15 protein-coding genes and 3 rRNA genes are annotated in these 26,620 nt (G+C 69.4%); 11 read left to right on the forward strand and 7 right to left on the reverse strand.

Annotated elements, in window-relative coordinates; translation table 11 throughout:
* Positions 1-427 precede the first annotated feature (427 nt).
* Positions 428-2,539, forward strand: a complete 2,112-nt coding sequence (locus OG379_RS20845) for an asparagine synthase-related protein (RefSeq protein ID WP_405664673.1) — start codon at positions 428-430, stop codon at positions 2,537-2,539.
* Positions 2,540-2,578: 39 nt separating this feature from the next.
* Positions 2,579-5,809 (forward strand): ATP-binding protein, encoded by a 3,231-nt coding sequence (locus OG379_RS20850; protein WP_405664674.1) that lies wholly within the window; start codon positions 2,579-2,581, stop codon positions 5,807-5,809.
* Here OG379_RS20850 and OG379_RS20855 read toward each other — a convergent pair.
* On the reverse strand, positions 5,796-7,718 hold the full coding sequence (locus OG379_RS20855) for a sigma-70 family RNA polymerase sigma factor (protein WP_405664675.1): 1,923 nt from the start codon (positions 7,716-7,718) through the stop codon (positions 5,796-5,798). The two genes, OG379_RS20850 and OG379_RS20855, sit on opposite strands and share 14 nt — an antisense overlap.
* A 290-nt stretch (positions 7,719-8,008) precedes the next feature.
* Positions 8,009-8,818 carry a TetR/AcrR family transcriptional regulator gene (locus OG379_RS20860; protein ID WP_405664676.1) on the reverse strand — a complete coding sequence of 270 codons (810 nt, stop codon included), beginning with the start codon at positions 8,816-8,818 and terminating at the stop codon, positions 8,009-8,011.
* 384 nt (positions 8,819-9,202) lie between these two features.
* Between OG379_RS20860 and OG379_RS20865 the strand changes: the two genes are divergently transcribed.
* A complete protein-coding gene (locus OG379_RS20865) occupies positions 9,203-10,591 on the forward strand; it encodes an NAD(P)/FAD-dependent oxidoreductase (protein WP_405664677.1) in 1,389 nt (462 codons plus the stop codon).
* Positions 10,592-10,913: 322 nt separating this feature from the next.
* The gene (locus OG379_RS20870) at positions 10,914-12,584 is read left to right on the forward strand and encodes a SpoIIE family protein phosphatase (protein ID WP_405664678.1); all 1,671 of its coding nucleotides are present in this window, start codon (positions 10,914-10,916) and stop codon (positions 12,582-12,584) included.
* Positions 12,585-12,591: 7 nt separating this feature from the next.
* Here OG379_RS20870 and OG379_RS20875 read toward each other — a convergent pair whose 3' ends face one another.
* Positions 12,592-13,887 (reverse strand): MFS transporter, encoded by a 1,296-nt coding sequence (locus OG379_RS20875; protein WP_405668593.1) that lies wholly within the window; start codon positions 13,885-13,887, stop codon positions 12,592-12,594.
* Between the two features lie 138 nt (positions 13,888-14,025).
* On the opposite strand from OG379_RS20875, the gene OG379_RS20880 reads away from it, so the two are divergent.
* From OG379_RS20880 to OG379_RS20905, 6 genes are all read left to right on the forward strand, one after another.
* Positions 14,026-14,583 carry a MarR family winged helix-turn-helix transcriptional regulator gene (locus tag OG379_RS20880; protein ID WP_099173040.1) on the forward strand — a complete coding sequence of 186 codons (558 nt, stop codon included), beginning with the start codon at positions 14,026-14,028 and terminating at the stop codon, positions 14,581-14,583.
* 667 nt (positions 14,584-15,250) lie between these two features.
* Positions 15,251-16,776 (forward strand): 16S ribosomal RNA (locus tag OG379_RS20885).
* Between the two features lie 302 nt (positions 16,777-17,078).
* Positions 17,079-20,204 (forward strand): 23S ribosomal RNA (locus OG379_RS20890).
* Between the two features lie 79 nt (positions 20,205-20,283).
* Positions 20,284-20,400 (forward strand): 5S ribosomal RNA (gene rrf / locus OG379_RS20895).
* The 16S, 23S and 5S rRNA genes sit together here, the layout of an rRNA operon.
* Before the next feature lie 207 nt (positions 20,401-20,607).
* Positions 20,608-21,015 (forward strand): YciI family protein, encoded by a 408-nt coding sequence (locus tag OG379_RS20900; protein WP_401512307.1) that lies wholly within the window; start codon positions 20,608-20,610, stop codon positions 21,013-21,015.
* Between the two features lie 8 nt (positions 21,016-21,023).
* Positions 21,024-22,166: an RNA polymerase sigma factor gene (locus OG379_RS20905; protein WP_405668595.1), complete on the forward strand. Its 1,143-nt coding sequence runs from the start codon at positions 21,024-21,026 to the stop codon at positions 22,164-22,166.
* Positions 22,167-22,202: 36 nt separating this feature from the next.
* Here OG379_RS20905 and OG379_RS20910 read toward each other — a convergent pair whose 3' ends face one another.
* The 4 genes from OG379_RS20910 to OG379_RS20925 all read right to left on the reverse strand — a co-directional run bounded on the left by OG379_RS20910 (position 22,203) and on the right by OG379_RS20925 (position 25,886).
* Positions 22,203-22,871: a response regulator gene (locus OG379_RS20910; RefSeq protein ID WP_405664679.1), complete on the reverse strand. Its 669-nt coding sequence runs from the start codon at positions 22,869-22,871 to the stop codon at positions 22,203-22,205.
* Positions 22,868-24,055 (reverse strand): sensor histidine kinase, encoded by a 1,188-nt coding sequence (locus OG379_RS20915; RefSeq protein WP_405668597.1) that lies wholly within the window; start codon positions 24,053-24,055, stop codon positions 22,868-22,870. The genes OG379_RS20910 and OG379_RS20915 overlap by 4 nt, the downstream gene beginning before the upstream one ends.
* Before the next feature lie 116 nt (positions 24,056-24,171).
* Positions 24,172-24,960 carry an ABC transporter permease gene (locus OG379_RS20920; protein ID WP_405664680.1) on the reverse strand — a complete coding sequence of 263 codons (789 nt, stop codon included), beginning with the start codon at positions 24,958-24,960 and terminating at the stop codon, positions 24,172-24,174.
* Complete coding sequence (locus tag OG379_RS20925) at positions 24,957-25,886, reverse strand: ATP-binding cassette domain-containing protein (RefSeq protein ID WP_405664681.1); 930 nt, start codon at positions 25,884-25,886, stop codon at positions 24,957-24,959. The genes OG379_RS20920 and OG379_RS20925 overlap by 4 nt, the downstream gene beginning before the upstream one ends.
* A 165-nt stretch (positions 25,887-26,051) precedes the next feature.
* Between OG379_RS20925 and OG379_RS20930 the strand changes: the two genes are divergently transcribed.
* The gene (locus tag OG379_RS20930) at positions 26,052-26,606 is read left to right on the forward strand and encodes a GNAT family N-acetyltransferase (protein WP_405664682.1); all 555 of its coding nucleotides are present in this window, start codon (positions 26,052-26,054) and stop codon (positions 26,604-26,606) included.
* Positions 26,607-26,620 lie beyond the last annotated feature (14 nt).

Consider the following 26,620-nt stretch of genomic DNA (forward strand, 5'->3'; position numbering starts at 1 on the left):
GGTGATCCGGGGAGGAGCCGTGAACCCCCGGGAGACCCGCGAACAGCTCCGGGAGGGACGTGCGGTGTGCGCCCTCGGCGCGCTGTCCTGAGCGAAACTCCCGGTTCCGTCGCGATCCGAGAATGGCCGAATAGCGCCGGTCGGGCGGGGCGTGGCGAAGCCGCCCGACTATGGCCGGATTGCGTCTGTTCCGCGCCTCGGCCGGGGCAGGGGCGGGGCTCCGAGCCGGACGCCGCAACTCCCGGAAGATCCGCTTCCGTTGTGGAGGGCCGGGCGGAGCCGTGGCCAGGCTCTTGCCAGGGGCGCATGCGCATCCGGTGTGCGCCGCCCGTACCCCCTCCAGGGCGCCGTTGTCGTGGCAGCATGTCCCGCAACGGCGTTCCCGTGTCCTGGTACGCCGGTTCGTCCACAGCCTGTGGAGGCGGCGATGCGTTGGTTGGTGGGGTGGAGCAGTATCGCCGCGAGCTTCGGCACCGTGGGCGCGGTCGGCCACCACGGGGAAGGGCGCACCGTCCAGCCGGTGGGTTCCCAACTCCTGTGGGGGGACCCGGATCCGCTCTGGGCCGTGGGGGACTGGCGCCCTGACGAGATCCGCATCATCACGGTCGCGACCCCCGAGGGGGCGCCCACCACCCGCCTCGCCGTCCTCGGCTGCTGCGGGGCCACCGACGAACAGCTCCGCGTCGGGCTGCTGGCCGCCCGTGGCGGGGCGCTGCGGCATCTCACCGCCTGGTCCGGCAGTTACACGGCCGTCGTGCAGATCGGCCGCCGCATCACCGTCGCCGGAGACCTCGCCGGAGCCCGGCCCGTCTTCCACACGCCCTGGGCCAACGGCACCGCGTACGCCACCGCCGCCCTCCCGCTCGCCGACCTCATCGAGGCGCAGCTGGACATCGGCCACCTTGCCGCGCTGCTGGCCTGCCCCGAGACGCCGGAGGCGCTGGGCGACGGCACACCGTACGCGGGAGTGAAGCGGATCCCGCCCGGGCACGCGCTGATCCTCCGCGAGGGCTCGCGCGAGATCACCGGGTACGAGGCGGTGGCCTCGCTGGCCGTGGCGGCCGCCCAGACCGATCCGGTGAGTGCCGTCGAAGGCGTGCGGGACGCGCTCGTCGACGCCGTACGGGCACGGCTCACGGCCCCCCGCCACGCCCCGGAGACCATGCCGCCCGATCCCGGGCCCGTACCCGGCATGGGGCCCGCCGAACGCCGCGCGGCCCGTGGGGCGCCCGTACCCGGCATCGGCGCGGACCTCTCCGGGGGCAGCGCCTCCGCCACGCTCGCCCTGCTGGCCGCGGGGCTGCCCGGGCTGCCGGGCACCGTGCTGGGCCACGGCACGGGGGCCGGCGAACGGCTCCTCGCCGTCACCTTCAACGATCTGTCCACGCACGGCCGCGAGGACGAGCTGGAGCGCGCCCGGGTCATCGCGGCCAACCCCCGCCTGCACCATGTGGTCGTGGCGGCGGGCGAGGAGGCCCTGCCGTACGCGTCCCTGGAGAGCGGCCCTCTCACCGACGAGCCCGCCCCGTCCCTCGTCGTCGCCGAACGCCACCGCCGCCGGCTGGCCGCGGGCAGCGCGGACCACTTCGTCGGCCACGGCGCCCGTCAGGTCCTGGACGCCCATCCGGCGCGGCTCGCCGACCTCCTCATGGACCGGCGCAGACGCCACCTGCTGCGGCCCGTCGCCGCGCTCGCCAGGGCCGAAGGGCCCTCCACGCACTCCCTGTTCGTGCCACTGGCCGTCTACCGGGCCGCCCGCAGGCTGGCCCGTACGTCGTACCGCACCGGGCTCGAGACGGCGGCGTCCCTGCTGCCCGACGCCAATCGTGACGCCCCCGACCTCGACACCCCGGCCGACGCCTCGCTCGCCTCCCTCGCCTGGTCCCGGCCGGGGCCGGCCGCGCGCTGGCTCACCGGGGAGGCTCTCGCGGAAGTATCGGTTCGTCTCCAGGAGGCGGCCATCCGGCCCGCCTCGGTCCAGCGCCCGGGGGAGGCCAGGGCCCGCGCGGCGCTGGCCCGGCACGCGGCCGACCAGCGGATCCTCGAGCAGGCCGCGGAGATCCGCAGCCAGCGGCTGCACGCCCCCTACCTCGACAACCAGGTCGTACGGGCCGCCCGCGCCCTCCCGGAATCGCTGCGGGTCCAGCCGGGCGCCCGCGCCGCGATCCTGCGCCGGGTCCTCGCGGGCGCCGGTATCCACGACCTTCCGCCCGGCTGGGGCACGCCGTCACAGGCCACCTCGAACGCCGCCGGACGCATCGGCCTGCGTGCCGCCCTTCCGGATCTGATCGCCCTCTTCGACGCCCCGCTGCTGGCCGACGCGGGCCTGATCGAGGCACGCGTCGTGCGCAAGGCACTGCGCGCGGCCTCCGAGGGCGAGCCACTCCCCCTGGACGGCCTGGCCGAGCTGGCGTCCACGGAACTCTGGCTCCGCCGTCTGGTCACCCGCCGGGGCACCTGCTGGACCGGCACGGCGGCCCCGCGGCAGCGAGCGGTGGCGGGCGGCGTCGTCCCGGCCCGCCGCACCCTGCAGCCCTGAGGGCACTTCACCCGCGCCCTCCGGGGACACAATGGCCAGGTGCGGTATCTGATCCTGGGCGTCACCGAGGCGCGCGACGAGCACGGCGGTGTGCTGCCCGTCGGCGGCGTGCGGCTGCGTGCCCTGCTCGCCGCTCTCGCCCTGCGTGCGGGGCGCCCGGCGACCGTCGCCGGGCTCATCGACGACGTATGGACCGACGGTCCCCCGCAGGACGCCCCCGGCGCCCTCCAGGCCCTCGTCGGACGGCTGCGGCGGGTCCTCGGCCGGGAGACGGTCGCCGGCACCCCGGGCGGCTACCGGCTCACCGCTGCGCCCGACGACATCGACCTGTACGTCTTCGAGCGGCTCGCCCGCCGGGGCGCAGCCGAGCTCGACGCGGGTGCTCCCGAGGACGCCGCCCGCACCCTGCGCACCGCGCTCGCCCTGTGGCGCGGCCCCGCGCTCGCCGATCTCCCCGGGCACGAGCACGGGGTCCGGGCAGAGGCCCGTCGGCTCACCGCGCACCAGCAGCGCATCGAGGCCGACCTCCGGCGCGGGGCCACGGCCGGCCTCGTACCGGAGCTCAGGGAGCTCACCGCCGCCCACCCGTACCACGAGCCGCTGCACGCCCAACTGCTCCGCGGCCTGCGCGCCGAGGGCCGGCATGCCGACGCGCTCGCCGCGTACGAAGAGGCCCGCCGGGCCCTCGCGGACGGTCTGGGCACCGATCCGGGACCGGAGCTCACCACCCTCCACCGGGAACTCCTCGGCCCCGGCCGGCAACCCGTGCCGGCCCCGGACGTCCGTACGCCGGCCGAGGGCAACCTCCGCCCCCGGCTCACCTCCTTCGTCGGCCGCGAGCCCGAACTCCGCCTCATCCGCTCCGACCTGTCGCGGGCCCGCCTCGTCACGCTCACGGGCCCCGGCGGCTCCGGCAAGACCAGGCTGGCGGAGGAGTCCGCGGCCGGGCAGGGCGCCGCCTGGATCGTCGAACTCGCCCCGCTCGACGACCCCTCCGCCGTGCCGGGGGCCGTGCTCTCCGCCCTCGGACTGCGCGAGACGGCCCTGCTGCGGAGTGGTTCCCGCGACGGACACCCCGCGTCGGCGGACCCCACCGAGCGGCTGGTCGAGCACCTCGCCCACCAGTCGCGTCACCGCCCGCTCCTCCTCGTGCTCGACAACTGCGAGCACGTCGTCGACGCGGCGGCGGCGCTCGCGGAGACACTCCTCACGCGCTGTCCCGGGCTGCGGATCCTCGCCACCAGCCGCGAGCCCCTCGGCGTGCCCGGCGAGACCGTCCGCCCCGTCGACCCCCTGCCGCCGGAACCCGCGCACCGCCTGTTCGCCGAGCGGGCCCGCGCAGTGCGGCCGGACTTCGACCCGGGCGCCGACGCGGCCGGCAACCCGGCGGCCATCGCCGAGATCTGCCGTCGGCTCGACGGTCTCCCGCTCGCCGTCGAGCTGGCCGCCGCCCGGCTCCGGCTGCTCACCCCGCGCCAGATCGCGGACCGCCTCGACGACCGCTTCCGGCTGCTCACCAGCGGCAGCCGCACCGTGCTGCCCCGCCAGCAGACGCTCCGGGCCGTGGTGGACTGGTCCTGGGAACTGCTGTCCCAGGACGAGCGGACCCTGCTGCGCCAGGTCTCCGTCTTCGCCGGCGGATGGGACCTGGCCGCGGCCGAAGCGGTGACCGGCCCGGACGCCGCCGGCCTGCTCGGCGCCCTCGTCGACAAGTCACTCGTGGTCGCGGCCCCCACGGACGGCACGGAGATGCGCTACCGCCTCCTGGAAACCATCCACGAATACGCCGCGGAGCGGGCCGCCGAGACGCCCGGCATCCGGGAGGCCGCCGCCTCGGCCCACACCGCCCACTTCACCGCGCTCGCCGAGGAGGCCGACCCCCAGCTGCGTTCCGGGGGACAGCTGCCCTGGATCCGGCGCCTGGAGACGGACCTGGACAACATCCGCGCCGCCCTGCACCGCACGGTCGTCGCGCGCCCCTCCGAACAGGAGGCGCTGCGCCTGGTGCTCGCCATGGGATGGTTCTGGTGGGTGCGCAACTTCCGCACCGAGGGCATGGCGTGGGCCAACCGGGCCGCCGCTCTCGGCGAGGACCCGCAGGACCCGGCCGACCCCCGCTACTGGCCCCGCATGCGCGCCCACATGCTGCGGTTCTTCCTCGCGGTGGAGAGCCGTCCGGTCGAGAACATGCACGAGGACGAGGAATTCCAGGCGCTGGTCAGCCGGGTGGCCGAGGTCTTCGGATCGGGCGGCCCGGAATCCGCCCGTTTCCCCGGGCTGCTCTGGCCGATGACCTCGCACATGCGCCGCGAGCACACCTTCGACATGACGCACTACGACGTGGCCGTCGCCAACTCCCGGGCGTACGGCGGCGACTGGGAGTACGGCGTCGCTCTGATGGCCCGTACGCACATGCTGATCGACACACCTCAGGGCATGGACGGCATCGACGAGGACATCGCCGAGCTGCGCGTGCTGAGCCGTCGCGTCGGCGACCGCTTCCTTCTCGCCCAGGTCGCTAGCGCCGTCGCCGAGGCGGGGATGAACCGGGGGAGGTACGAGGAGTCGCGCGCCGCCTACCAGGAGGCACTGGAGCTGGCCCGGGAGGTCGGCGCGTACGCGGAGACGCCTTTCCTGCTCGCCCGCCTCGCCGAACTCTCCTACCGCGCCGGGGACCTGGACACCGCGATGAAGAGCCTGGACGTGGCGGAGGCGGAGGCGGAGCGCCAGCACGTGCTGGACGCCCTGGCGTACGTGGACTTCCTGCGGTCCTCCGTCGCACTGACAGCGGGCGACATCCCGCAGGCGCGCAGGTACGCCGACGCCGCGCTCGACGGCCGGTCGTACGGCGCGCGGCCGCCACAGTTCGCCGCAGCCGTCCTCGGGGTCTCGGCGCGCGTCAGGGTGCACGAACCGTCCGGCGGGCCCGCCGAGGGACTGCGCGGCGTGACCGAGGCGCTGCGCCTGGCCGTGACGTCCGGATGCGCGGACAACTTCACCGCCCACCTGGCGGAAGCGGCCGGCACCATCCTGGTCCGCCTGGACCTGTTCACGGCGTCGGCCCGGATCCTCGCGGCGTCCTCCACCTGGCGGGCGAACGGCCCCCGCTCGGCGGTGGAGGAGAGCGAGGTGGCCGCGGCGGTGGAGCGGCTGCGCGAGGAACTCGGCCCCGGGCGGTACGAGGAGGAGAGCGCCCTGGGGGTCGGACTGACACCGGACGAGGTCCTCGGCCTCCTGACCGAGGCCGCCGAGGGGCTCAGCCGCAGTTGATGCGCGACTGCGCCCAGTCGGCCAGCGCGACCCCGCCGAGCGGCCCCGAGGGCTCCACGACGAGCCGGATGGTCTCCCGGCCCGCGATGCCGACGCTCACCGGTACGGCGGGCTCACCGCCCCGCAGCACCGGGGACTGCCACAGCGGCGTCCCGTCGTCGTCACGCACGGAGAAACGCACGGCGCCGATCCCCAGGGTCAGGTCGTCGACCCCGGCCATCGCCTCGTAGCGGGTGCACGCCCGGTTGAGCTGGACGGCGACCGAGGAGGTGGAGGGGGCGGTCACCCCGTGGGCGTACGTCGTGGAGGCGATCGACAGCCCGTTGCGCTGCCAGAACACACCGCTGCTCCGGCCGAGCAGGATCTCGGGACCCGTGTGATCGCCGGTGAGGGAGTACGCCAGCTCGTTGACCTGGTAGACCTCCGGCGCGGGCGGCGGCGGTTCCTTCGGGGCGGAGGGGGCCGGGGCCGGGGTGGGCGTGGGGGCCGGTGTCGGCTTCTTCTCAGGGGGCGGCGTCGGTGCCGGTGTCGGCGTGGGAGTCGGCGTCGGAGTGGGCTCCGTGGCGGGCGGCGCCTCGGGCGCCGGTGCGGCGGGCGGGGCCGGCGGCCGCGGGCTCGGTGTCGGCTCCGGCGGGGGAGTGGGGGCGGCGGGTGCCGCGACCGGCGGCTTGGCCACCGGCTTCTCCTCCGGCGCGGGCCGGTCCTCGCCAACCAGGGCCCATACGAGACCGGCGGCGGCCACCGCGGCCACCGCGGCCGCGATTCCCGCCTTCAGCGGAGCGCCGAGGCCTTCCGAGGCGGCGGCGCCGCCCGCCGTGCCTCCCCCGGAGGACGCACCGCCCGTCGCAGCGGCGGCGGCTCCTGCGCCGGCCGCTCCCGCCGCGCCGCCCGCCACGATGCCGGCCGCCTTGAGCGAATAGCCCGCGGCGAACCAGCCGATGACGGCGACGGGAAGCAGCGCCGGGATGCCTGCGTTCACACGGTCCAGCTCACCGGCGGCGATCCGGCACTTCGCGCACTCGTCCAGATGCTTGCGCAGCCCGCGCTCCGCCCGGGTCCGGAGACCGCCCCGGGCATGGGCGCCGAGCCGGTCGGCGTACCGGGCGCAGTCGCCGCCGGCTGTCAGCGACTGGCTCACATGGGCCTGCAGATACGCCTGCTTGAGCCCTTCACGGGCCCTGACGGCCAGCACCGCGGTGGCATTGGCCGTCAGGCCGAAGAGGGGGGCGACCTCGCTCGGCGACTCCTCCTCCACGGTGGTGTGCCACAACACGGCCTGCCAGCGCTCCGGCAGGCTGCGGAACGCCTGCATGGCCATCGACCGGTCTGCCTCGTGCATGGCCAGCACATCGGCGCCGAGGTCGAGGGTGTCGGTCTCCGACAGCTCGGCGGAGCGGGTGGCCTGCGCGGCGAACACCGCGAAGTCGTCGACGAGATGCTCGCGCTTCGCGCTCTTGGTCCACGCCGCGGCGACATGGCGGACAGCCGTCATGAGGTAGGCGCGGACGGCTTCCTCCGGCCCCTTCCCGCCGCGCACCGCCTGCAGCGTCCGGGCGAACACCTCGGCCGTCAGATCGTCGGCGGTGTGCGCGTCCCGGCAGCACGTACGGGCGTAGCGACCCACCGCTCCGGAGTGGCGCCGGAAGAGCTCCTCGTACGCCTGGTCGTCGCCGGCGCGCATGCCCTGGATCAACTGCGCGTCGGAGGGGCCCAGATCGGCCGACCCGGCGCGCCCCTCGCGCTGCAGGGGGACCGCGTACGCGGCGTCGGTCTCTGCGGCGGGCTCCGACGGCGCCCCGTCATCGGCGGACGCCGGCGGCCACGGACCGGGCAGCACGGTGCCGCCGCCCTCCTTGTTCGCGGCGGCGATACCGTCGGACGGTTCTTCCTGCTGCGCTTCACCGCTCATCGCGGAAGCCCCCGTAATACACCTGCGGACCCGAATACCGGGGCAACAGTGCCACAGAGCCACGGGGCGACGAACCCCGAAGCCGGAGCATCCACTCGTCCGGGGTGTCTTCCCCTGCCCCCGGGGTGACATGGCCCCGACGGGGAAGGAGCAACGCCCCCCGGCCGCCCAGGTGTCGGCCGACGGGGAGCGTGCCTCTCGGTCCGCCGCTCCTGCCGGGTGGCCGCACGGTGTGCCTACGGGTGGCCGCGCCTCGGCGGTGGTCGCGCGGCGCACCCGCGTCCGAGCGTCTACGCCGGGCGGGAGCGGAGCCCCTCCAGCAGGATGTCCAGCAGCCTGGCCGAAGCGGCGGCCTGGTGGGCGGGGTCCGGCAGAGCCGGAGCCGCTGTGGCGATGACCAGCAAAACATCGCCCACCGTCACGTCGCCCCGCAGCTCACCCGACTCACGGGCCCGGTCCACCAGCCTGCCCACGACCTCGAGCAGCTCGGCCGCCCCGGGGTCGTCGCCGAGCCCGTCCTCGCCGGCGGAGTGTCCGCCGGCGATCTGGAAGTCGGGCTGTGCCACTCCCTGCCGCTGATGCGGGACGCGCGTCTCGCTGTCGGCCGCACCGGGGCCCGGTATCGCGGCCTCGTCGTGCTCCGCCCCGACGCGCAGCACCTGCGGCGGCAGCAGCCGGCCCGCACCCGACGCCACCGAGGTGCGCAGGAAGCGGGAGAGCGCCGACCACGGCTCGTCCTCGTGGCCGAGGGCCGAGCGCGCCTGATCGGTCAGCCGCGCCGTCTCCTCCTCGGCTATCCGGCGCACCAGCACGTCCTTGCTGGGGAAACGCCGGTAGACCGTGCCGACGCCCACCCGTGCGCGGCGCGCCACGTCCTCCATCGGTGCGCCGTAACCCAGCTCGCCGAACACCTCGCGCGCGGCACGCAGGACGTGTTCGAGATTGCGCTGTGCGTCCACGCGGAGCGGCGCGGAACGGGCCGTGCCGCCCGTCGCTCCCGCCCCCGCGACCGTACCGACCGCTCCCACATGGCTCAGCCGCCCGTGGTCCTCACTGGAAGAGGTGACAGCGCTCGGCCCATGCAAATCCTGAATGTGCATAACTTCCCCCGGTTATGACGTCTCCCCCCGGAGACTTCCCCGCCGTATCAGCCGGCGTGTGGACCTTCGTCCGAATCCGACACCCCGACGGGGTACGAACATAGTTGAGCCCGGGTCAATTCAGAAGGGGGTAGTTCCGCACGGAGCGCCCCCCGATCGGAGCAAGGGCCGGTTGGACCCTGATTCGACCCCTGCGTACCCGCCCTGCTGCCGCACCTGACCTGCGCAACTCCGGAAAAGGGCAGAGGCCGGGGGCCGCCCGGTGATCGACGAGCTCCGGTCACACAATTTGCCGGGCCTGTGGACAAACACCGGACTCCGTTGCGTCATGGGAAGGTGATGGCACCAGATTCCCGGGGGGCACCCCCCGGCACCCGGCCAAGTGTGCGCATTCTCGTCGTCGGCGGCGGCTACGTCGGGATGTACACCGCGCTGCGTCTCCAGCGGAAGCTGCGGCAGAGACTGAAAAGCGGCGAGGCCGAGATCGTGGTGGTCACGCCCGAGCCCTACATGACGTATCAGCCCTTCCTGCCGGAGGCCGCCGCGGGCTCGATCTCGCCGCGCCATGTCGTCGTGCCCCTGCGCCGGGTCCTGAAGAACTGCACGATCGTCATCGGCGAGGCGGAACGCGTCGACCACGCCAAGCGCACCGTGACGGTCACGACACTCGCCACCGGCGAGGACGGCACCGGCGCCCTCGAGATCCCGTACGACGAGATCGTCCTCGCGCCCGGATCCGTGTCACGCACCCTGCCGGTCCCCGGCCTCGCCGATTTCGGCATCGGCTTCAAGACCGTCGAGGAGGCCATCGGACTCCGGAACCACGTCATCGAACAGATGGACATCGCCTCCGCCACCCGGGACCCCGCCATCCGCGACGCGGCGCTCACCTTCGTCTTCGTAGGCGGTGGGTACGCCGGTGTGGAGGCGCTCGCGGAGCTCGAGGACATGGCCCGCTACACCTCGCGGTACTACCACAACATCAAGCCCTCGGACCTGCGCTGGATCCTGGTCGAGGCGACCGGGCGGATCCTGCCCGAGGTCGGCGAGGCGATGGGCAAGTACGCCGTCAGGGAGCTGCGGGGCCGCAACATCGACGTAAGACTCGACACCCGTCTGGACAGCTGCGAAGGCCGGGTCGCCGTCCTCAGCGACGGATCCCGCTTCCCGACCCGCACCCTGGTGTGGACCGCGGGGGTCAAACCCGCGCCGATCCTCGCCGCCACCGACCTCCCGCTCACGGAGCGCGGCCGGATCCGCTGCACCACCACGCTCTCGGTCGACGGCGCCGAGCACGCCTGGGCCGCCGGTGACGCGGCGGCCGTCCCCGACCTCACCTCGTCGGAGCCCGGCACGGACACCGCGCCGAACGCCCAGCACGCGGTGCGCCAGGCCAAGGCCCTCGCGGACAACATCGTGGCCACGCTCGCCGGCCGGCCGGCCGAGGACTACCGGCACTCGTACGCGGGATCCGTCGCCTCGCTCGGCCTGCACAAAGGCGTCGCCCACGTCTACGGGCGCAAGCTCAAGGGCTATCCGGCCTGGCTGATGCACCGCGTCTACCACCTCAGCCGCGTACCCACGTTCAACCGGAAGGCGCGTGTCCTTGCCGAGTGGACCCTGGCCGGACTCTTCAAGCGAGAGATCGTCTCCCTCGGCTCGCTCGAACACCCGCGTGCTGAGTTCGCCCTCGCGGCCCGGGGACACGCGCACCCGGGGCCTCCCGGAGAGACCCCGCCGAAGAACGGCAGGCCACCGGACACGTCCGGCTGATCCGCGGTTCCGCGCGCACCGGAACCCCCCGGGAGGGGCCGTAGTTCAGCGGATGGACCGACTGCCGTACGGCAACTGTCAGTACGGTCGGTCACACTGGGCGTGTGACCATAGGTGGGCTCACACCTGCGCAGAGTTACCCGGCAGGCAGTCACCTACAGTGACCGGCAGCGAAGACCACCAGCACGAAGAGGCCCGGCCGCGTGTTCCCGGAAGCCGGGGCCCCGGCGCCCCGCCCCGGCAGGGGACCACCGGCCACAGGACCAGCAGAAGAAGCAGCTCGCCCGAGCGGACCAGACCGACACACGAGGCCAGAAATTCCGTGAACTTCACGCGCTGGAGCGCCCGCATTCCCGGAACGCAGCGTAGAGCCGCCGCGCGGGACGACCACAGTTCCGTACCCGCCGCCCGCGCCGAATCCGTACGGCCGAAGCCCGCGGTCACTCCGCCGGACGACGCCCCGGAAACCTCCGTCCCCGCCACGGCTCCCTCCCTGGAAGCCCTGCCGGCACGGGAGCTCCTCGGAAGGCTCCCGGCCCCCGTCGCGCTGCTCCACGGCCCCGAGCACCGCATCACCTACGTCAACCCCGCCTACACCTCGGCCTTCGGCCCACGCCCCTGCGGCGCACCGGCGGCCGAGGCCATGCCCGAGCTGGGCGAGCTCAGCCTGCTGCCCCTCATGGACCAGGTCCTGCGCAGCGGCACTCCCCGTACGGTCAAGTCCCGCAAGGTCCTGGCGGGCAGCTCCTACACGGTGACCTGCACCCCCGTGGCCGTCGGTGACCCGGACGGACCTGACGGGGAGGCGGGAGTCCTCCTCTACGCCACCGATGTCACCGACCACGCCGAGGCGGCGGAGAGACTCCGCGCCAGCGAGCGCCGCCACCGTGAAACAGCCGTCACCCTCCAGCGCTCCCTGCTCCCGCAGGATCTCGAACAGCCGGACGACCTGCGCATCGCCGCCACCTATCAGCCGGGCGGCACGGACGCGGCGGTCGGCGGCGACTGGTACGACGTCATCACCCTGGGCGCCGGCCGCACCGCGCTCGTCATCGGCGACGTGATGGGGCGCGGTGTGCGGGCCGCCGCGGTCATGGGCCAGCTGCGCACCGCCGTCCGCGCCTACGCGCGCCTCGACCTTCCGCCGCACGAGGTGCTCCAGCTCCTCGACGTGCTGGCCGCCGAGATCGACGCCAGCCAGATCGCCACCTGCGCCTACGCCGTCCACGACCCCAACGAGGGGCACCTCGTCTACGCCTCAGCGGGACACCTCCCGATCCTCGTGTGCGACGAGGCCGGCACGGTCCACCGCGCCGAGGACCCGACCGGACCACCGCTCGGCACCGGAGGCTGGGTCCACACCTCGGGGACGATCCCCCTGCCGCCCGGCTCGACGGCCGTGCTCTACACGGACGGTCTGGTCGAACGCCGTAGCGAGGACATCGACGAGGGCGTGGCCGCCCTGGAGCGCGCGCTGTCGGGCGCCAAGGGGACGCCCCAGGTGGTCTGCGACCGGCTCATCCGCTCCCTGGGCGTCACGGCGGAGCACGACGACGACGTGGCCGTCCTCGTGGTCCAGCACCCCGCCCGCACGGGAGCGAGCGCGGAGCTCTTCCACAACGCCTCGCTCGAACTGCTCGGCGGCATCGAGGCCGCTCCCAGGGCCCGCGCCTTCGCCACGGGTGTCCTGGCGTCCTGGCGCTTTCCCGTGGCCCTCTGCGACCTGGGGGTTCTCGCCGCGAGCGAGCTCGTGGCGAACTCCCTCCAGCACGGCACCCCGCCCATGCGTCTCGGCCTGCGCCGGACGGACCGCCGCCTGATCATCGAAGTGACGGACGGGGACGACCACCTGCCGCGGCGCCGCCGAGCCGAACCCGCCGACGAGGCGGGACGCGGCATCTCCATCGTGGCGACGATCGCCACGTCCTGGGGCAGTCGCCGCACCCCCGGCGGCGGCAAGGCCGTCTGGTGCGAATTCGCGCTCCCGGACTGACCCCGGCTCAGCGCACGACGGGCGCGGTGACCGGCCCGCTCTCCGGCAGCGACACGGCGACCACCCGGGACGGCACGGCCGCGAGCGACGGCTTGTCCTGCACGGGAGTGAGCTGACGGCCCAGCTTGAGCGCCAGCACGGTGATGCCCAGCGAGAACAGCACGAAGGTCACGATGTACGGCCCGTGCAGCGCGGCCCCCATGGGACCGCCCACGGCGGGCCCGACGGCCAGGGCCAACTGCTTCACCAAGGCGAATGCCGAGTTGTACTGACCGACCATGGCCTCGGGCGCCAGATCCGCGACGAGCGGAGCCACCGTCGGCGACAGCATCGACTCACCCAGCCCGAAGAGGGCGTACGTCGAGATCATCGCGGCCGTCGCCATGGTCTGGCTGCCGTGTCCGAGGCCCGCGTACCCCGCCACGATCCAGGCGAAGGCCCAGATCAGACCGACCCACGCGATGACCCTGCTGCGTCGCCGCCGTTCCACGAGACGGAGCACGACGAACTGTGCGACGACGATGACCGCGGTGTTGGCGGCCAGCGCGATCCCCAGGGTGGACGGGTCGATCCCGGCGGCCTCGGTGCCGTAGGCGGCGAGGCCGGACTCGAACTGTCCGTAGCAGGCGAAGAAGATCACGAAGCCCAGGACGCACAGCTGCACCATGGCCCTGTGGGAGAGCAGTACCCGCAGTCCCGCCTTGGGGGCCGTGCCGTCGGCGGGCACAGCCTCCGCGAGGGAGGGGGAACGCGGCATGCGCACCGTGGCCGCGACGACGCCGAGCACCAGGAACATCGCGGCCTCGATGAGGAAGAGCAGGGTGAAGCTCGACGGGCGGTCGACGTCCACGAGCTGCCCGCCCACCAGGCCGCCGATGCCGAGGCCGAGGTTCTGCAGGAAGAACTGCATAGCAAAGGCACGGGTACGGGTCGAGGAGCTCGAGCACCACACCAGCATCGTCGCGAGGGCCGGCTGCATGACCGCGGTGCCGGCACCGAGGACCGCGGCGGAGAGCACGGCGGAGGTCACGCCGTTCGAGACGCCCAGTGCGCAGGCGCCCACAGCGGCCGCGACGGCGGCGACGATCAGCACCGGCAGGGGGCCACGCCGGTCGATGGCCCGCCCCGTGAACGGCAGTACGGCCAGCGCCGCCATGGCGAAGACGGCCAGCACGACACCTGCCGTACCGGCACCGAGATCCCGCACCTGCGCCACGTAGACGTACAGATACGGGACGGTGAACCCGAGGCCGAACGCGCTCAGCGCGCTCCCCACCTGGATCCGCCGCAGCGCTGCACCCATCTCCCTGGTCACACTCACCTACCTCAAGAAACGATTTTCCAGAACACAGACTCGTAGACTTTAACACTAAAGTTAGATGCTGAACTCTTCACTCTGAAGGACTTCGAAGGCGATGGAGAGCGTGCGATACTGCCCGCCATGTCTGACACCACCGAGCAGCCCGAGCTCCAGGAGCCGAGCCTCGACGAGCAGATCGCCGCCTACCAGCGCGAATTCCGCGACCTCGACCCGCAGGTCGAGCAGATCGTCTCCGCGCTGGGCAGGCTGAACCGCCGGATGAACGTCGCCTACGGCAGACAGGTCGCCGCTCTCGGCATCAGCAACGCCGAGTGGGAGGTCCTCAAGACCCTGGTCCTCTCCGGCACCCCGTACCGGCTGGGCCCGGGTGAGCTCGCCAAGCGCCTCGGGCTCACCCCCGCCGCTATGACCCATCGCATCGACCGCATGGCAGGCGAAGGCCTGGTCACGCGGGACCGGGACGAGAACAACCGGGTGCGGGTCATCGTGGAGCTCACCGACGAGGGCCGTACGAAGTGGCTCGAGGCGATGCGGATGGCCACCACCTTCGAGGAGGACCTCCTCCAGGACCTCTCGGGCGACGAACGCGGGGCTCTGGGCGAGATCCTGATCCGGCTCCTGCGCCGCGTGGAACACGAACAGCCGGACGCCGGCGGCCGGCTCACCGACCTGGACTGACGGTCTGCGGCGGGGCGGAGAGGGGGGCTTGACACGCCTCCCTCGCGTCCGTAAGGTTCTTCGAGTTGTCACGGAGCCGGTACGGTTCTGCGGCAGCCGATCCCGCCGCGAATGCGGCAACCAAACTCAGCACGATCTCCCACCGGGGAGAATTTCGGCATGCCGAAATTCAATTCGAAGGCTCGATTATGAGTCGCCGGGAGAATCCGCTAGAGTTTGAGCGTCGGAACGGCCCAAGGGCCGGGAAGACAAGCCCCGCTGACTGGGAATCAGGCCCGAAAGGATCTGATAGAGTCGGACTCGCCGGAAAGGGAAACGCGAAAGCGAAGAACTGGAAAGCGATTGAGTAGGAACCCGCTTCGACCGGGAATCGGACACGAAAGAGTCTGATAGAGTCGGAAACGCAAGAACGAAGGGAAGCGCCCGGAGGGCCCCGGTGAAACGGGACCGAAGGAAGCGTCCGTTCCTTGAGAACTCAACAGCGTGCCAAAAGTCAACGCCAAATATGTTGATACCCCGGCCCACTTCGGTGGGTTGGTGGTTCCTTTGAAGTCCTACCGGCCCATGTGGCAGGTAGGCAACATCAGCGAGGACGCAGTGGATTGCCAACCCTATTCCGGTTGGTTGTCCCGCTCTTTTATGGTGCTCTCCCGATTACGGGAAAACATTCATGGAGAGTTTGATCCTGGCTCAGGACGAACGCTGGCGGCGTGCTTAACACATGCAAGTCGAACGATGAAGCCCTTCGGGGTGGATTAGTGGCGAACGGGTGAGTAACACGTGGGCAATCTGCCCTTCACTCTGGGACAAGCCCTGGAAACGGGGTCTAATACCGGATAACACTCTGTCCCTCATGGGGCGGGGTTAAAAGCTCCGGCGGTGAAGGATGAGCCCGCGGCCTATCAGCTTGTTGGTGGGGTAATGGCCTACCAAGGCGACGACGGGTAGCCGGCCTGAGAGGGCGACCGGCCACACTGGGACTGAGACACGGCCCAGACTCCTACGGGAGGCAGCAGTGGGGAATATTGCACAATGGGCGAAAGCCTGATGCAGCGACGCCGCGTGAGGGATGACGGCCTTCGGGTTGTAAACCTCTTTCAGCAGGGAAGAAGCGAAAGTGACGGTACCTGCAGAAGAAGCACCGGCTAACTACGTGCCAGCAGCCGCGGTAATACGTAGGGTGCGAGCGTTGTCCGGAATTATTGGGCGTAAAGAGCTCGTAGGCGGCTTGTCACGTCGGATGTGAAAGCTCGGGGCTTAACCCCGAGTCTGCATTCGATACGGGCTAGCTAGAGTGTGGTAGGGGAGATCGGAATTCCTGGTGTAGCGGTGAAATGCGCAGATATCAGGAGGAACACCGGTGGCGAAGGCGGATCTCTGGGCCATTACTGACGCTGAGGAGCGAAAGCGTGGGGAGCGAACAGGATTAGATACCCTGGTAGTCCACGCCGTAAACGTTGGGAACTAGGTGTTGGCGACATTCCACGTCGTCGGTGCCGCAGCTAACGCATTAAGTTCCCCGCCTGGGGAGTACGGCCGCAAGGCTAAAACTCAAAGGAATTGACGGGGGCCCGCACAAGCAGCGGAGCATGTGGCTTAATTCGACGCAACGCGAAGAACCTTACCAAGGCTTGACATATACCGGAAAGCATCAGAGATGGTGCCCCCCTTGTGGTCGGTATACAGGTGGTGCATGGCTGTCGTCAGCTCGTGTCGTGAGATGTTGGGTTAAGTCCCGCAACGAGCGCAACCCTTGTTCTGTGTTGCCAGCATGCCCTTCGGGGTGATGGGGACTCACAGGAGACTGCCGGGGTCAACTCGGAGGAAGGTGGGGACGACGTCAAGTCATCATGCCCCTTATGTCTTGGGCTGCACACGTGCTACAATGGCCGGTACAATGAGCTGCGATGCCGCGAGGCGGAGCGAATCTCAAAAAGCCGGTCTCAGTTCGGATTGGGGTCTGCAACTCGACCCCATGAAGTCGGAGTTGCTAGTAATCGCAGATCAGCATTGCTGCGGTGAATACGTTCCCGGGCCTTGTACACACCGCCCGTCACGTCACGAAAGTCGGTAACACCCGAAGCCGGTGGCCCAACCCCTTGTGGGAGGGAGCTGTCGAAGGTGGGACTGGCGATTGGGACGAAGTCGTAACAAGGTAGCCGTACCGGAAGGTGCGGCTGGATCACCTCCTTTCTAAGGAGCATCTAGGTTCTCTTCGGGGAATCCAGAGACCATTTCGTCGGCAAATGTTCGACGGTGGTTGCTCAAGGGTGGAACGTTGACTATTCGGCACGACAGGTCATCACTGCTAGTACTGCTTCGGCGTGGAACGTAGTGAGGATCGGTCGGGTCGGGCACGCTGTTGGGTATCTGAAGGTACGGGCTCGTTTGAGTCTGTCTCTTTGGTTGCCGGCCCCAGTGAACTCGCCTGTAAGGGTGGGGTGATGGGTGGCTGGTCGTTGTTTGAGAACTGCACAGTGGACGCGAGCATCTGTGGCCAAGTTTTTAAGGGCGCACGGTGGATGCCTTGGCACCAGGAACCGATGAAGGACGTGGGAGGCCACGATAGTCCCCGGGGAGCTGTCAACCAAGCTTTGATCCGGGGGTTTCCGAATGGGGAAACCCGGCAGTCGTCATGGGCTGTCACCCGCTGCTGAACACATAGGCAGTGTGGAGGGAACGAGGGGAAGTGAAACATCTCAGTACCCTCAGGAAGAGAAAACAACCGTGATTCCGGGAGTAGTGGCGAGCGAAACTGGATGAGGCCAAACCGTATGCGTGTGATACCCGGCAGGGGTTGCGCATACGGGGTTGTGGGATCTCTTTTTCACAGTCTGCCGGCTGTGAGGCGAGTCAGAAACCGTTGATGTAGGCGAAGGACATGCGAAAGGTCCGGCGTAGAGGGTAAGACCCCCGTAGCTGAAACATCAACGGCTCGTTTAAGAGACACCCAAGTAGCACGGGGCCCGAGAAATCCCGTGTGAATCTGGCGGGACCACCCGCTAAGCCTAAATATTCCCTGGTGACCGATAGCGGATAGTACCGTGAGGGAATGGTGAAAAGTACCGCGGGAGCGGAGTGAAATAGTACCTGAAACCGTGTGCCTACAAGCCGTGGGAGCGTCGCTGTATGTGCTTGCACATGCAGTCGTGACTGCGTGCCTTTTGAAGAATGAGCCTGCGAGTTAGCGGTGTGTAGCGAGGTTAACCCGTGTGGGGAAGCCGTAGCGAAAGCGAGTCCGAATAGGGCGATTGAGTTGCACGCTCTAGACCCGAAGCGGAGTGATCTAGCCATGGGCAGGTTGAAGCGGAGGTAAGACTTCGTGGAGGACCGAACCCACCAGGGTTGAAAACCTGGGGGATGACCTGTGGTTAGGGGTGAAAGGCCAATCAAACTCCGTGATAGCTGGTTCTCCCCGAAATGCATTTAGGTGCAGCGTCGTGTGTTTCTTGCCGGAGGTAGAGCACTGGATAGGCGATGGGCCCTACCGGGTTACTGACCTTAGCCAAACTCCGAATGCCGGTAAGTGAGAGCACGGCAGTGAGACTGTGGGGGATAAGCTCCATGGTCGAGAGGGAAACAGCCCAGAGCATCGACTAAGGCCCCTAAGCGTACGCTAAGTGGGAAAGGATGTGGAGTCGCAGAGACAACCAGGAGGTTGGCTTAGAAGCAGCCACCCTTGAAAGAGTGCGTAATAGCTCACTGGTCAAGTGATTCCGCGCCGACAATGTAGCGGGGCTCAAGCGTACCGCCGAAGTCGTGTCATTCACACATATAGGGCCAACGCCTGTGTGGATGGGTAGGGGAGCGTCGTGTGCCGGGTGAAGCAGCCGCGGAAGCGAGTTGTGGACGGTTCACGAGTGAGAATGCAGGCATGAGTAGCGATACACACGTGAGAAACGTGTGCGCCGATTGACTAAGGGTTCCTGGGTCAAGCTGATCTGCCCAGGGTAAGTCGGGACCTAAGGCGAGGCCGACAGGCGTAGTCGATGGACAACCGGTTGATATTCCGGTACCCGCTTTGAAACGCCCAATACTGAATCAGGCGATGCTAAGTCCGTGAAGCCGGCCCGATCTCTTCGGAGTTGAGGGTAGTGGTGGAGCCGACGAACCAGACTTGTACTAGGTAAGCGATGGGGTGACGCAGGAAGGTAGTCCAACCCGGGCGATGGTTGTTCCCGGGGTAAGGGTGTAGGCCGTGTGGTAGGTAAATCCGTCACACATTAAGGCTGAGACCTGATGCCGAGCCGATTGTGGTGAAGTGGATGATCCTATGCTGTCGAGAAAAGCCTCTAGCGAGTTTCATGGCGGCCCGTACCCTAAACCGACTCAGGTAGTCAGGTAGAGAATACCGAGGCGTTCGGGTGAACTATGGTTAAGGAACTCGGCAAAATGCCCCCGTAACTTCGGGAGAAGGGGGGCCATCACTGGTGATCCGATTTACTCGGTGAGCTGGGGGTGGCCGCAGAGACCAGCGAGAAGCGACTGTTTACTAAAAACACAGGTCCGTGCGAAGCCGTAAGGCGATGTATACGGACTGACGCCTGCCCGGTGCTGGAACGTTAAGGGGACCGGTTAGTGCACTTTCGGGTGTGCGAAGCTGAGAACTTAAGCGCCAGTAAACGGCGGTGGTAACTATAACCATCCTAAGGTAGCGAAATTCCTTGTCGGGTAAGTTCCGACCTGCACGAATGGCGTAACGACTTCTCGACTGTCTCAACCATAGGCCCGGTGAAATTGCACTACGAGTAAAGATGCTCGTTTCGCGCAGCAGGACGGAAAGACCCCGGGACCTTTACTATAGTTTGATATTGGTGTTCGGTTCGGCTTGTGTAGGATAGGTGGGAGACTTTGAAGCGGCCACGCCAGTGGTTGTGGAGTCGTCGTTGAAATACCACTCTGGTCGTGCTGGATGTCTAACCTGGGTCCGTGATCCGGATCAGGGACAGTGTCTGATGGGTAGTTTAACTGGGGCGGTTGCCTCCTAAAGAGTAACGGAGGCGCCCAAAGGTTCCCTCAGCCTGGTTGGCAATCAGGTGTTGAGTGTAAGTGCACAAGGGAGCTTGACTGTGAGACCGACGGGTCGAGCAGGGACGAAAGTCGGGACTAGTGATCCGGCAGTGGCTTGTGGAAGCGCTGTCGCTCAACGGATAAAAGGTACCCCGGGGATAACAGGCTGATCTTCCCCAAGAGTCCATATCGACGGGATGGTTTGGCACCTCGATGTCGGCTCGTCGCATCCTGGGGCTGGAGTCGGTCCCAAGGGTTGGGCTGTTCGCCCATTAAAGCGGTACGCGAGCTGGGTTTAGAACGTCGTGAGACAGTTCGGTCCCTATCCGCTGTGCGCGTAGGAATATTGAGAAGGGCTGTCCCTAGTACGAGAGGACCGGGACGGACGAACCTCTGGTGTGCCAGTTGTCCTGCCAAGGGCATGGCTGGTTGGCTACGTTCGGAAAGGATAACCGCTGAAAGCATCTAAGCGGGAAGCCTGCTTCGAGATGAGTATTCCCACCACCTTGAGTGGTTAAGGCTCCCAGTAGACGACTGGGTTGATAGGCCAGATGTGGAAGCCCGGTAACGGGTGGAGCTGACTGGTACTAATAGGCCGAGGGCTTGTCCTCAGTTGCTCGCGTCCACTGTGTTAGTTCTGAAATAACGAACGGCCGTGTTTTTATCCGGTGTTGGTTAATTTCATAGTGTTTCGGTGGTCATTGCGTTAGGGAAACGCCCGGTTACATTCCGAACCCGGAAGCTAAGCCTTTCAGCGCCGATGGTACTGCAGGGGGGACCCTGTGGGAGAGTAGGACGCCGCCGAACAATTATTCCGGGAAAGCCCCGTGCCCTTGTGGCACGGGGCTTTTCTGCGTTCACGGCCCATCGCGGAGAGTCACAGGTCGTCACGTACCGGATCGGCCCGGATCGGCCCGAAAAAGTTTGGTCGGCGATGTCGAGAACCCGTGCCTGGCTTCGTCCCCGTAGTGAAGGCGACCACAATGGGGTCGCACCAGCATCGAGGGAGACGCAATGGCCAAGTACCTGCTGCTCAAGCACTACCGCGGCGCCCCGGATCCGGTCAACAACGTGCCGATGGACCGGTGGACGCCGGAGGAGATCTCGGCTCACGTGCAGTACATGAACGACTTCGCGGCCCGGCTGGAGAAGACGGGGGAGTTCGTCGACGGTCAGGCGCTCGCCCCCGAGGGCGCGTGGGTCCGTTACGACGGTGAGGGGCGGCCGCCGGTCACCGACGGGCCGTTCGCGGAGACCAAGGACCTCATCGCCGGCTGGATGATCATCGACGTGGACAGCTACGACCGCGCCGTCGAACTGGCCGGGGAGCTGTCTGCCGCGCCAGGGGCGGGCGGCAAGGCGATTCATGAGTGGCTGGAGGTGCGTCCGTTCCTGACCGCGCATCCCACCATCACGGAGTGACGTCGCCGATGGACGAGGTTCTGCTCAGGAGCCTCACTCCGAGCGTGCTCACCGTCCTCGTCCGCCGCGGAGCTGATTTCGCGGCGGCCGAGGACGCCGTGCAGGACGCTCTGGTCGAGGCGCTCCGGGTCTGGGCGGCCGACCCGCCGCGCGACCCCAAGGGCTGGCTGGTCACCGTGGCCTGGCGCAAGTTCCTCGATGCGGCCCGGGCGGACACCGCCCGCCGCCGGCGTGAGGACCGCGTCGAGGAGGAGCCGGCGCCGGGGCCGGCGCGGCCGGTGGACGACACGCTTCAGCTCTACTTCCTTTGTGCTCAGCCGTCGTTGACCCCGGCATCGGCGGTCGCGCTCACGCTGCGCGCCGTCGGTGGGCTGACCACCCGCCAGATCGCCCAGGCCTATCTGGTGCCCGAGGCGACCATGGCTCAGCGCATCAGCCGGGCCAAGCGCACCGTCGCGGGGGTGCGGTTCGACCAGCCCGGCAATGTGGCCACGGTGCTGCGCGTCCTCTACCTGGTCTTCAACGAGGGGTACTCCGGTGATGTCGACCTCGCCGCCGAGGCGATCCGGCTCACCCGGCAGCTCGCGGGCGTGATCGACCACCCCGAGGTCGCGGGGCTGCTCGCCCTCATGCTGCTCCACCACGCCCGGCGTGCGGCGCGGACCGCGCCCGACGGCAGCCTGGTGCCGCTCGCCGAGCAGGACCGGGGGCTCTGGGACACCGAGTTGATCGCTTCAGGCGTGGAGATCCTGCAGGCGGCGCTCGCCCGTGACCGGCTGGGTGAGTACCAGGCGCAGGCCGCCGTCGCGGCGCTTCACGCCGACGCGCCGGCTGCCGAGGAGACCGACTGGGTGCAGATCGTCGAGTGGTACGACGAGCTCGCGCGTCTGACGGACAGCCCGGTGGTCCGGCTGAACCGTGCGGTGGCCGTCGGGGAGGCCGACGGACCGCGCGCCGGTCTGGCGGCGCTCGACGGGCTGGACACATCCATCCCCCGCTACACCGCGGTGGCGGCATACCTCCACGAGCGGGACGGCGACCCGGTCACGGCCGCACAGCTGTACGCGGAGGCGGCGAGGAAGGCGTCCAACCTCGCCGAGCGGGACCATCTGACGCGCCAGGCCGCCCGGCTCAACCGGACTGTGCAGTGAAGGCAGTGAAGGCAGGGAATGGCGTGGAAGGCGTGATCACCGCGGGTTCACCATGCGGGTGTCGTACGCCAGGATGACGGCCTGGACGCGGTCCCGGGACCCCGTCTTGGCGAGGATGCGGGTGACGTGAGTCTTCACCGTCGATTCGGCGAGGTGGAGGCGTTCGGCGATCTCGCTGTTCGTCCAGCCCTGTCCGATGACCGTGAGGATTTCCCTCTCCCGCTCCGTCAGCGACGCGATGCGCGGGTCCCCGCCGACAGGGTTGTCGCCGGGTGCGGCGGGCAGGTGGTGCACATAGGCGTCCAGGAGCCGCCGGGTGAGGCTCGGGGCGACGACCGCGTCGCCGCTCGCGACGGCGCGGATGCCGGAGAGGAGCTCCTCGGGCAGCGCGTCCTTGACGAGGAACCCGCTGGCCCCCGCCCGCAGGCCGTCGTACGCGTACTCGTCCAGGTCGAAGGTCGTCACGATGAGGACCCTGGTGCGGGCTCCGGATGTGACGATGCGGCGCGTGGCCTCGATGCCGTCGAGTCCCGGCATCCGGATGTCCATCAGAGCGACGTCGGGGTGGTGACGGGCGACCAGCCCCACCGCCTCCGTGCCGTTGGCCGCCTCGCCGACGACGGTCATGTCGTCCTGGCTCTCCAGCAGCATGCGGAAGCCGAAGCGCTGCATGGCCTGGTCGTCGGCGATGAGTACCGTGGTCACGGCGGTGTGTCCTCCAGGGGAAGGCGAAGTCGTGTCTGCCAGCCGCCGGCGGGGAGCCGGCCCGATTCGAGTGTGCCGTCGTAGAGCGAGGCGCGCTCGCGCATTCCGCTGATGCCCCGTCCGTGACCGGGCCTCCCGCTCTCCGGGGGCTGCCGGCCACCGCCGGAATCCGTGGTCCGTACCTCCAGATCCGTCGGTGTGTACGTGAGGGTGACCTCGGCGGTGGCTTCGGGGCCCGCGTGCTTGAGGGTGTTGGTGAGGGATTCCTGGACCACGCGGTAGACGGCGAGTTGGTGTCCTGGCGAGGCGGGGCCGGGTGGTGGGGTGCCGTGGACGGTCAGCCGTACGGGCAGCCCCGCTTCCCGTACGCCGGCCAGCAGGGTGTCCAGGTCGGCGAGTGAGGGCTGGGGCGCCAGGTCGGCGGCCGGGGTCGGTTCACGCAGGACGCCGAGTACGCGCCGTAGTTCCGCGAGGGCCTGCCGGCTCGTGGTGCCGATGGCTTCGAGGGCCTGGCCCGCGCGTTCCGGGTTCTTGGCCGCGGCGTACGCCCCGCCGTCGGCCAGGCCCGTGATTACGGAGAGGTTGTGGCCGATGATGTCGTGCATCTCGCGGGCGATACGGGCGCGTTCGGCGGCGGCCGCGAGCTGGGCCTGCTGGTCACGTTCGCGTTCGAGCCGGTGGGCGCGTTCGACGAGTGCCTCGGTGTACTCGCGGCGGGTGCGCACCACTATGGCGAGCAGCGTGACGAAGGCGAAACCCCAGAGGTAGGAGACGAGTTGCCGGTCTGCGGTGCCGGGGATGAGGATCGCGCCCGTCGCGGCGGGAAGGCACATCACCAGGCCGGACCAGGCGAGGGCCCTGAGGGGCAGCCGCAGGGCGATCGTGTAGACGGGGATCAGCTGGAGGAAGGCTGCCTGGACGACGGCGCCCGTCCAGATGTTGACCAGCGAGACGGGTGTCATCAGGAGAAGCACCGCCACGGGTCTGCGGCGGCGCCACAGCAGCGGGACGGAGAAGCACAGGCTCATCAGGAGGACCAGAAGCTCCGGCGCCTCCCTGTTGTGGGCGACCGTGCGCCAGCCCCCGGTGCTGTAGTCGAGTACCGCGACGACGACCCAGAAGCCGGTGACCGCGATGTCCCACAGCCTCGGCCGGCGGCGGTCGAGGGCGCGGAGCCGCTGCATGAGGTCCTGGATGTACAGGGTCAGCGGGGCGCCGCCCGGGGCCAGGTGCCCCGGGTGCGGGTTCTTGTCGTCGCTCACCCTGTCCGTCCTCCGTCCGTACGTCACCGACTGTCCGGTTACGCGTCCCTGCGGCGCAGGAGCACCGCCCCCGCGGCCAGGGACGCGCCCGCCCACAGGCAGAGGGCCAGGAGCGCCGGGCCGGTGCTCGCGGTGCCCGGGATCGGGGTGGCCGAGCCGAGCGCCCCGGCGGCCTGGGTCGGGAAGTACTTCAGGACGCTGTCCACGGCATCGTACGGAAGCATGCCGAGGACCTCGGGAAGGATCAGGACGCAGCCGATGTACGCCCCGATGCTGCCGGGTACGGAGCGCAGGGTGGCACCGAGGCCGAGGGCGATGAGGCTGAGCAGGGTGATGCCGGCCGAATTGCCGGCGATCGCGCCGAGGACGCCCGGGTCGGTGAGTCCGGCGGCCTGGTCGGTGTCCCGCAGGAGCAGCTGGGCGGCGAGGAAGGTGATGAGAGCTGTGGTGAACATCGAGGCGAACGCGGCGACGGTGAACACCGCGGCCTTGGCCCACAGAACGGGCAGCCGGCGCGGTACGACGGTGAGCGAGGCGCGGATCATGCCGGTGGAGTACTCGCCGGCCGTGACGAGGATGCCGAGGACCGTGACGCACAGCTGGCCGAGCAGGGTGCCGTAGAGGACGAGGACGACGGTGTCGACGTCGGAGTCGCCGCCGTCCGACGTGTAGGTGGCGCCCATGACGAGCCCGACGCCGAGGATCAGCACCGCGGCCGACAGGAGGGTGATCCAGGTCGAGCGCAGGGACCAGAGTTTGTGCCACTCGGAGCGCAGGACGTGGCGTGGGGTGACGCGGTACGGGGAGGGTGCGGTGGCGGTGGTCATGCGGGGACTCCGGTCATGGGTGCGGCGTTCCGGTACTCGACGGATTCCTGGGTGAGGTCCATGAAGGCCTGTTCCAGGGAGACGGTCTGCGGGGTGAGTTCATGGAGCGGGATGGCGTGGTCGGCGGCGGTACGGCCGATGTGGGCGGCGTCGGTGCCGTGGACGGTGAGCTCGTCGGCGGTTCCGGTGGTGGTGATCCGCACGCCGGGGCCGGTGAGCAGGGTGCGCAGGGTGTCGGCCTGCGGGGTGACGACCTTGACCGAGGCGCCGCCCGCCGAGCGGACCAGTTCGCCGACGGTGGTGTCGGCGAGGAGCCGGCCGCGGCCGATGATGACGAGGTGGTCGGCGGTGAGCGCCATCTCGCTCATGAGGTGTGAGGAGACGAGGACGGTGCGGCCCTCCGCGGCGAGGGAGGTGAGCAGGGTGCGGATCCAGAGGACGCCTTCGGGGTCCAGCCCGTTGACCGGTTCGTCGAGGATGAGGGTCGCCGGGTCGCCGAGGAGCGCGGCGGCGATGCCGAGACGCTGTCCCATACCGAGCGAGAAGCCCTTGATCCTCCTGTGGGCGGCTCCGGTGAGACCGGCGAGGTCCAGGACGTGTTCGACGCGGCTGCGCGGGATGCCGTGGGTGTGGGCGAGGGCCATGAGGTGGTTGAAGGCGGTACGCCCCGGATGGACCGACCGGGCTTCCAGGAGGGCCCCGACCTCGGTCAGCGGTGCGGGGTGGGTGGCGTAGGCGCGGCCGCCGATGGTGGACCGGCCGCCGGTGGGGGCGTCCAGTCCGAGCAGCATGCGCATGGTGGTGGACTTCCCGGCTCCGTTGGGGCCGAGGAAGCCGGTGACGGTGCCCGGGTGGACGGTGAAGTCCAGGCCGTGGACGACGGTCGTCCCCCCGTACCGCTTGGTGAGTTCGTATGCCCTGATCATGTGGTCGACGCTACGGAGCGGGCGCGTGCCGGTCGTCCGACCGCGGGCTGGACGGGCGGGTGCCCGTAGTACCGGGGTACGACGCCGTTGGCGTCCCGTCGTGGGACGCCCGGCGGCCGGGGTATCTCGTTTGCCGTGGTGGGGGCGGCAGTGCACGATCGGCGGATGGACTACGTAGTACGTGCGGTGCGGGCGGAGGAGTGGGAGCGGGCCAAGGAGATCCGGCTCGCGGCGCTGCGGGACCCGGTCGCCTCGATCGCCTTCCTGGAGACGTTCGAGCAGGCCCTGGCCAAGCCCGATGTGTTCTGGCAGGAGCGGACGGCGGGTGCTGCCGAGGGGACGCACAACCGTCAGTTCGTCGCCGAGGCTCCGGACGGGCAGTGGGCGGGGACGGTGTCGGTGCTCGTCGAGCGGCCGGCCGGTGAGCCGGGGTTCGGGGAGGCCGCGGAGGTCGATCAGGCCCACCTGGTGGGCGTGTTCGTGCGGCCGGAGCACCGGGGGAGCGGGGTGGTGGACGCGCTGTTCCGCGAGGCCGTCGACTGGGCATGGTCGCTGGCCGGGCCGCCGCTGCAACGGGTGCGGCTCTACGTCCACGAGGCCAACGCGCGTGCCGAGGCCTCCTACCGCCGGATCGGATTCGTCCCCACGGGGCAGACGCTGCCGATGCAGGGTGACCCGGCTTCCCTGGAGCTGGAGTTCGAGATCCAGCGGCCGACGTAGGAGCGTCCGTCTGC

Origin of the sequence: Streptomyces sp. NBC_01166 (genome assembly GCF_045039765.1) — a bacterium.
In the GTDB taxonomy this organism is placed as follows: domain Bacteria; phylum Actinomycetota; class Actinomycetes; order Streptomycetales; family Streptomycetaceae; genus Streptomyces.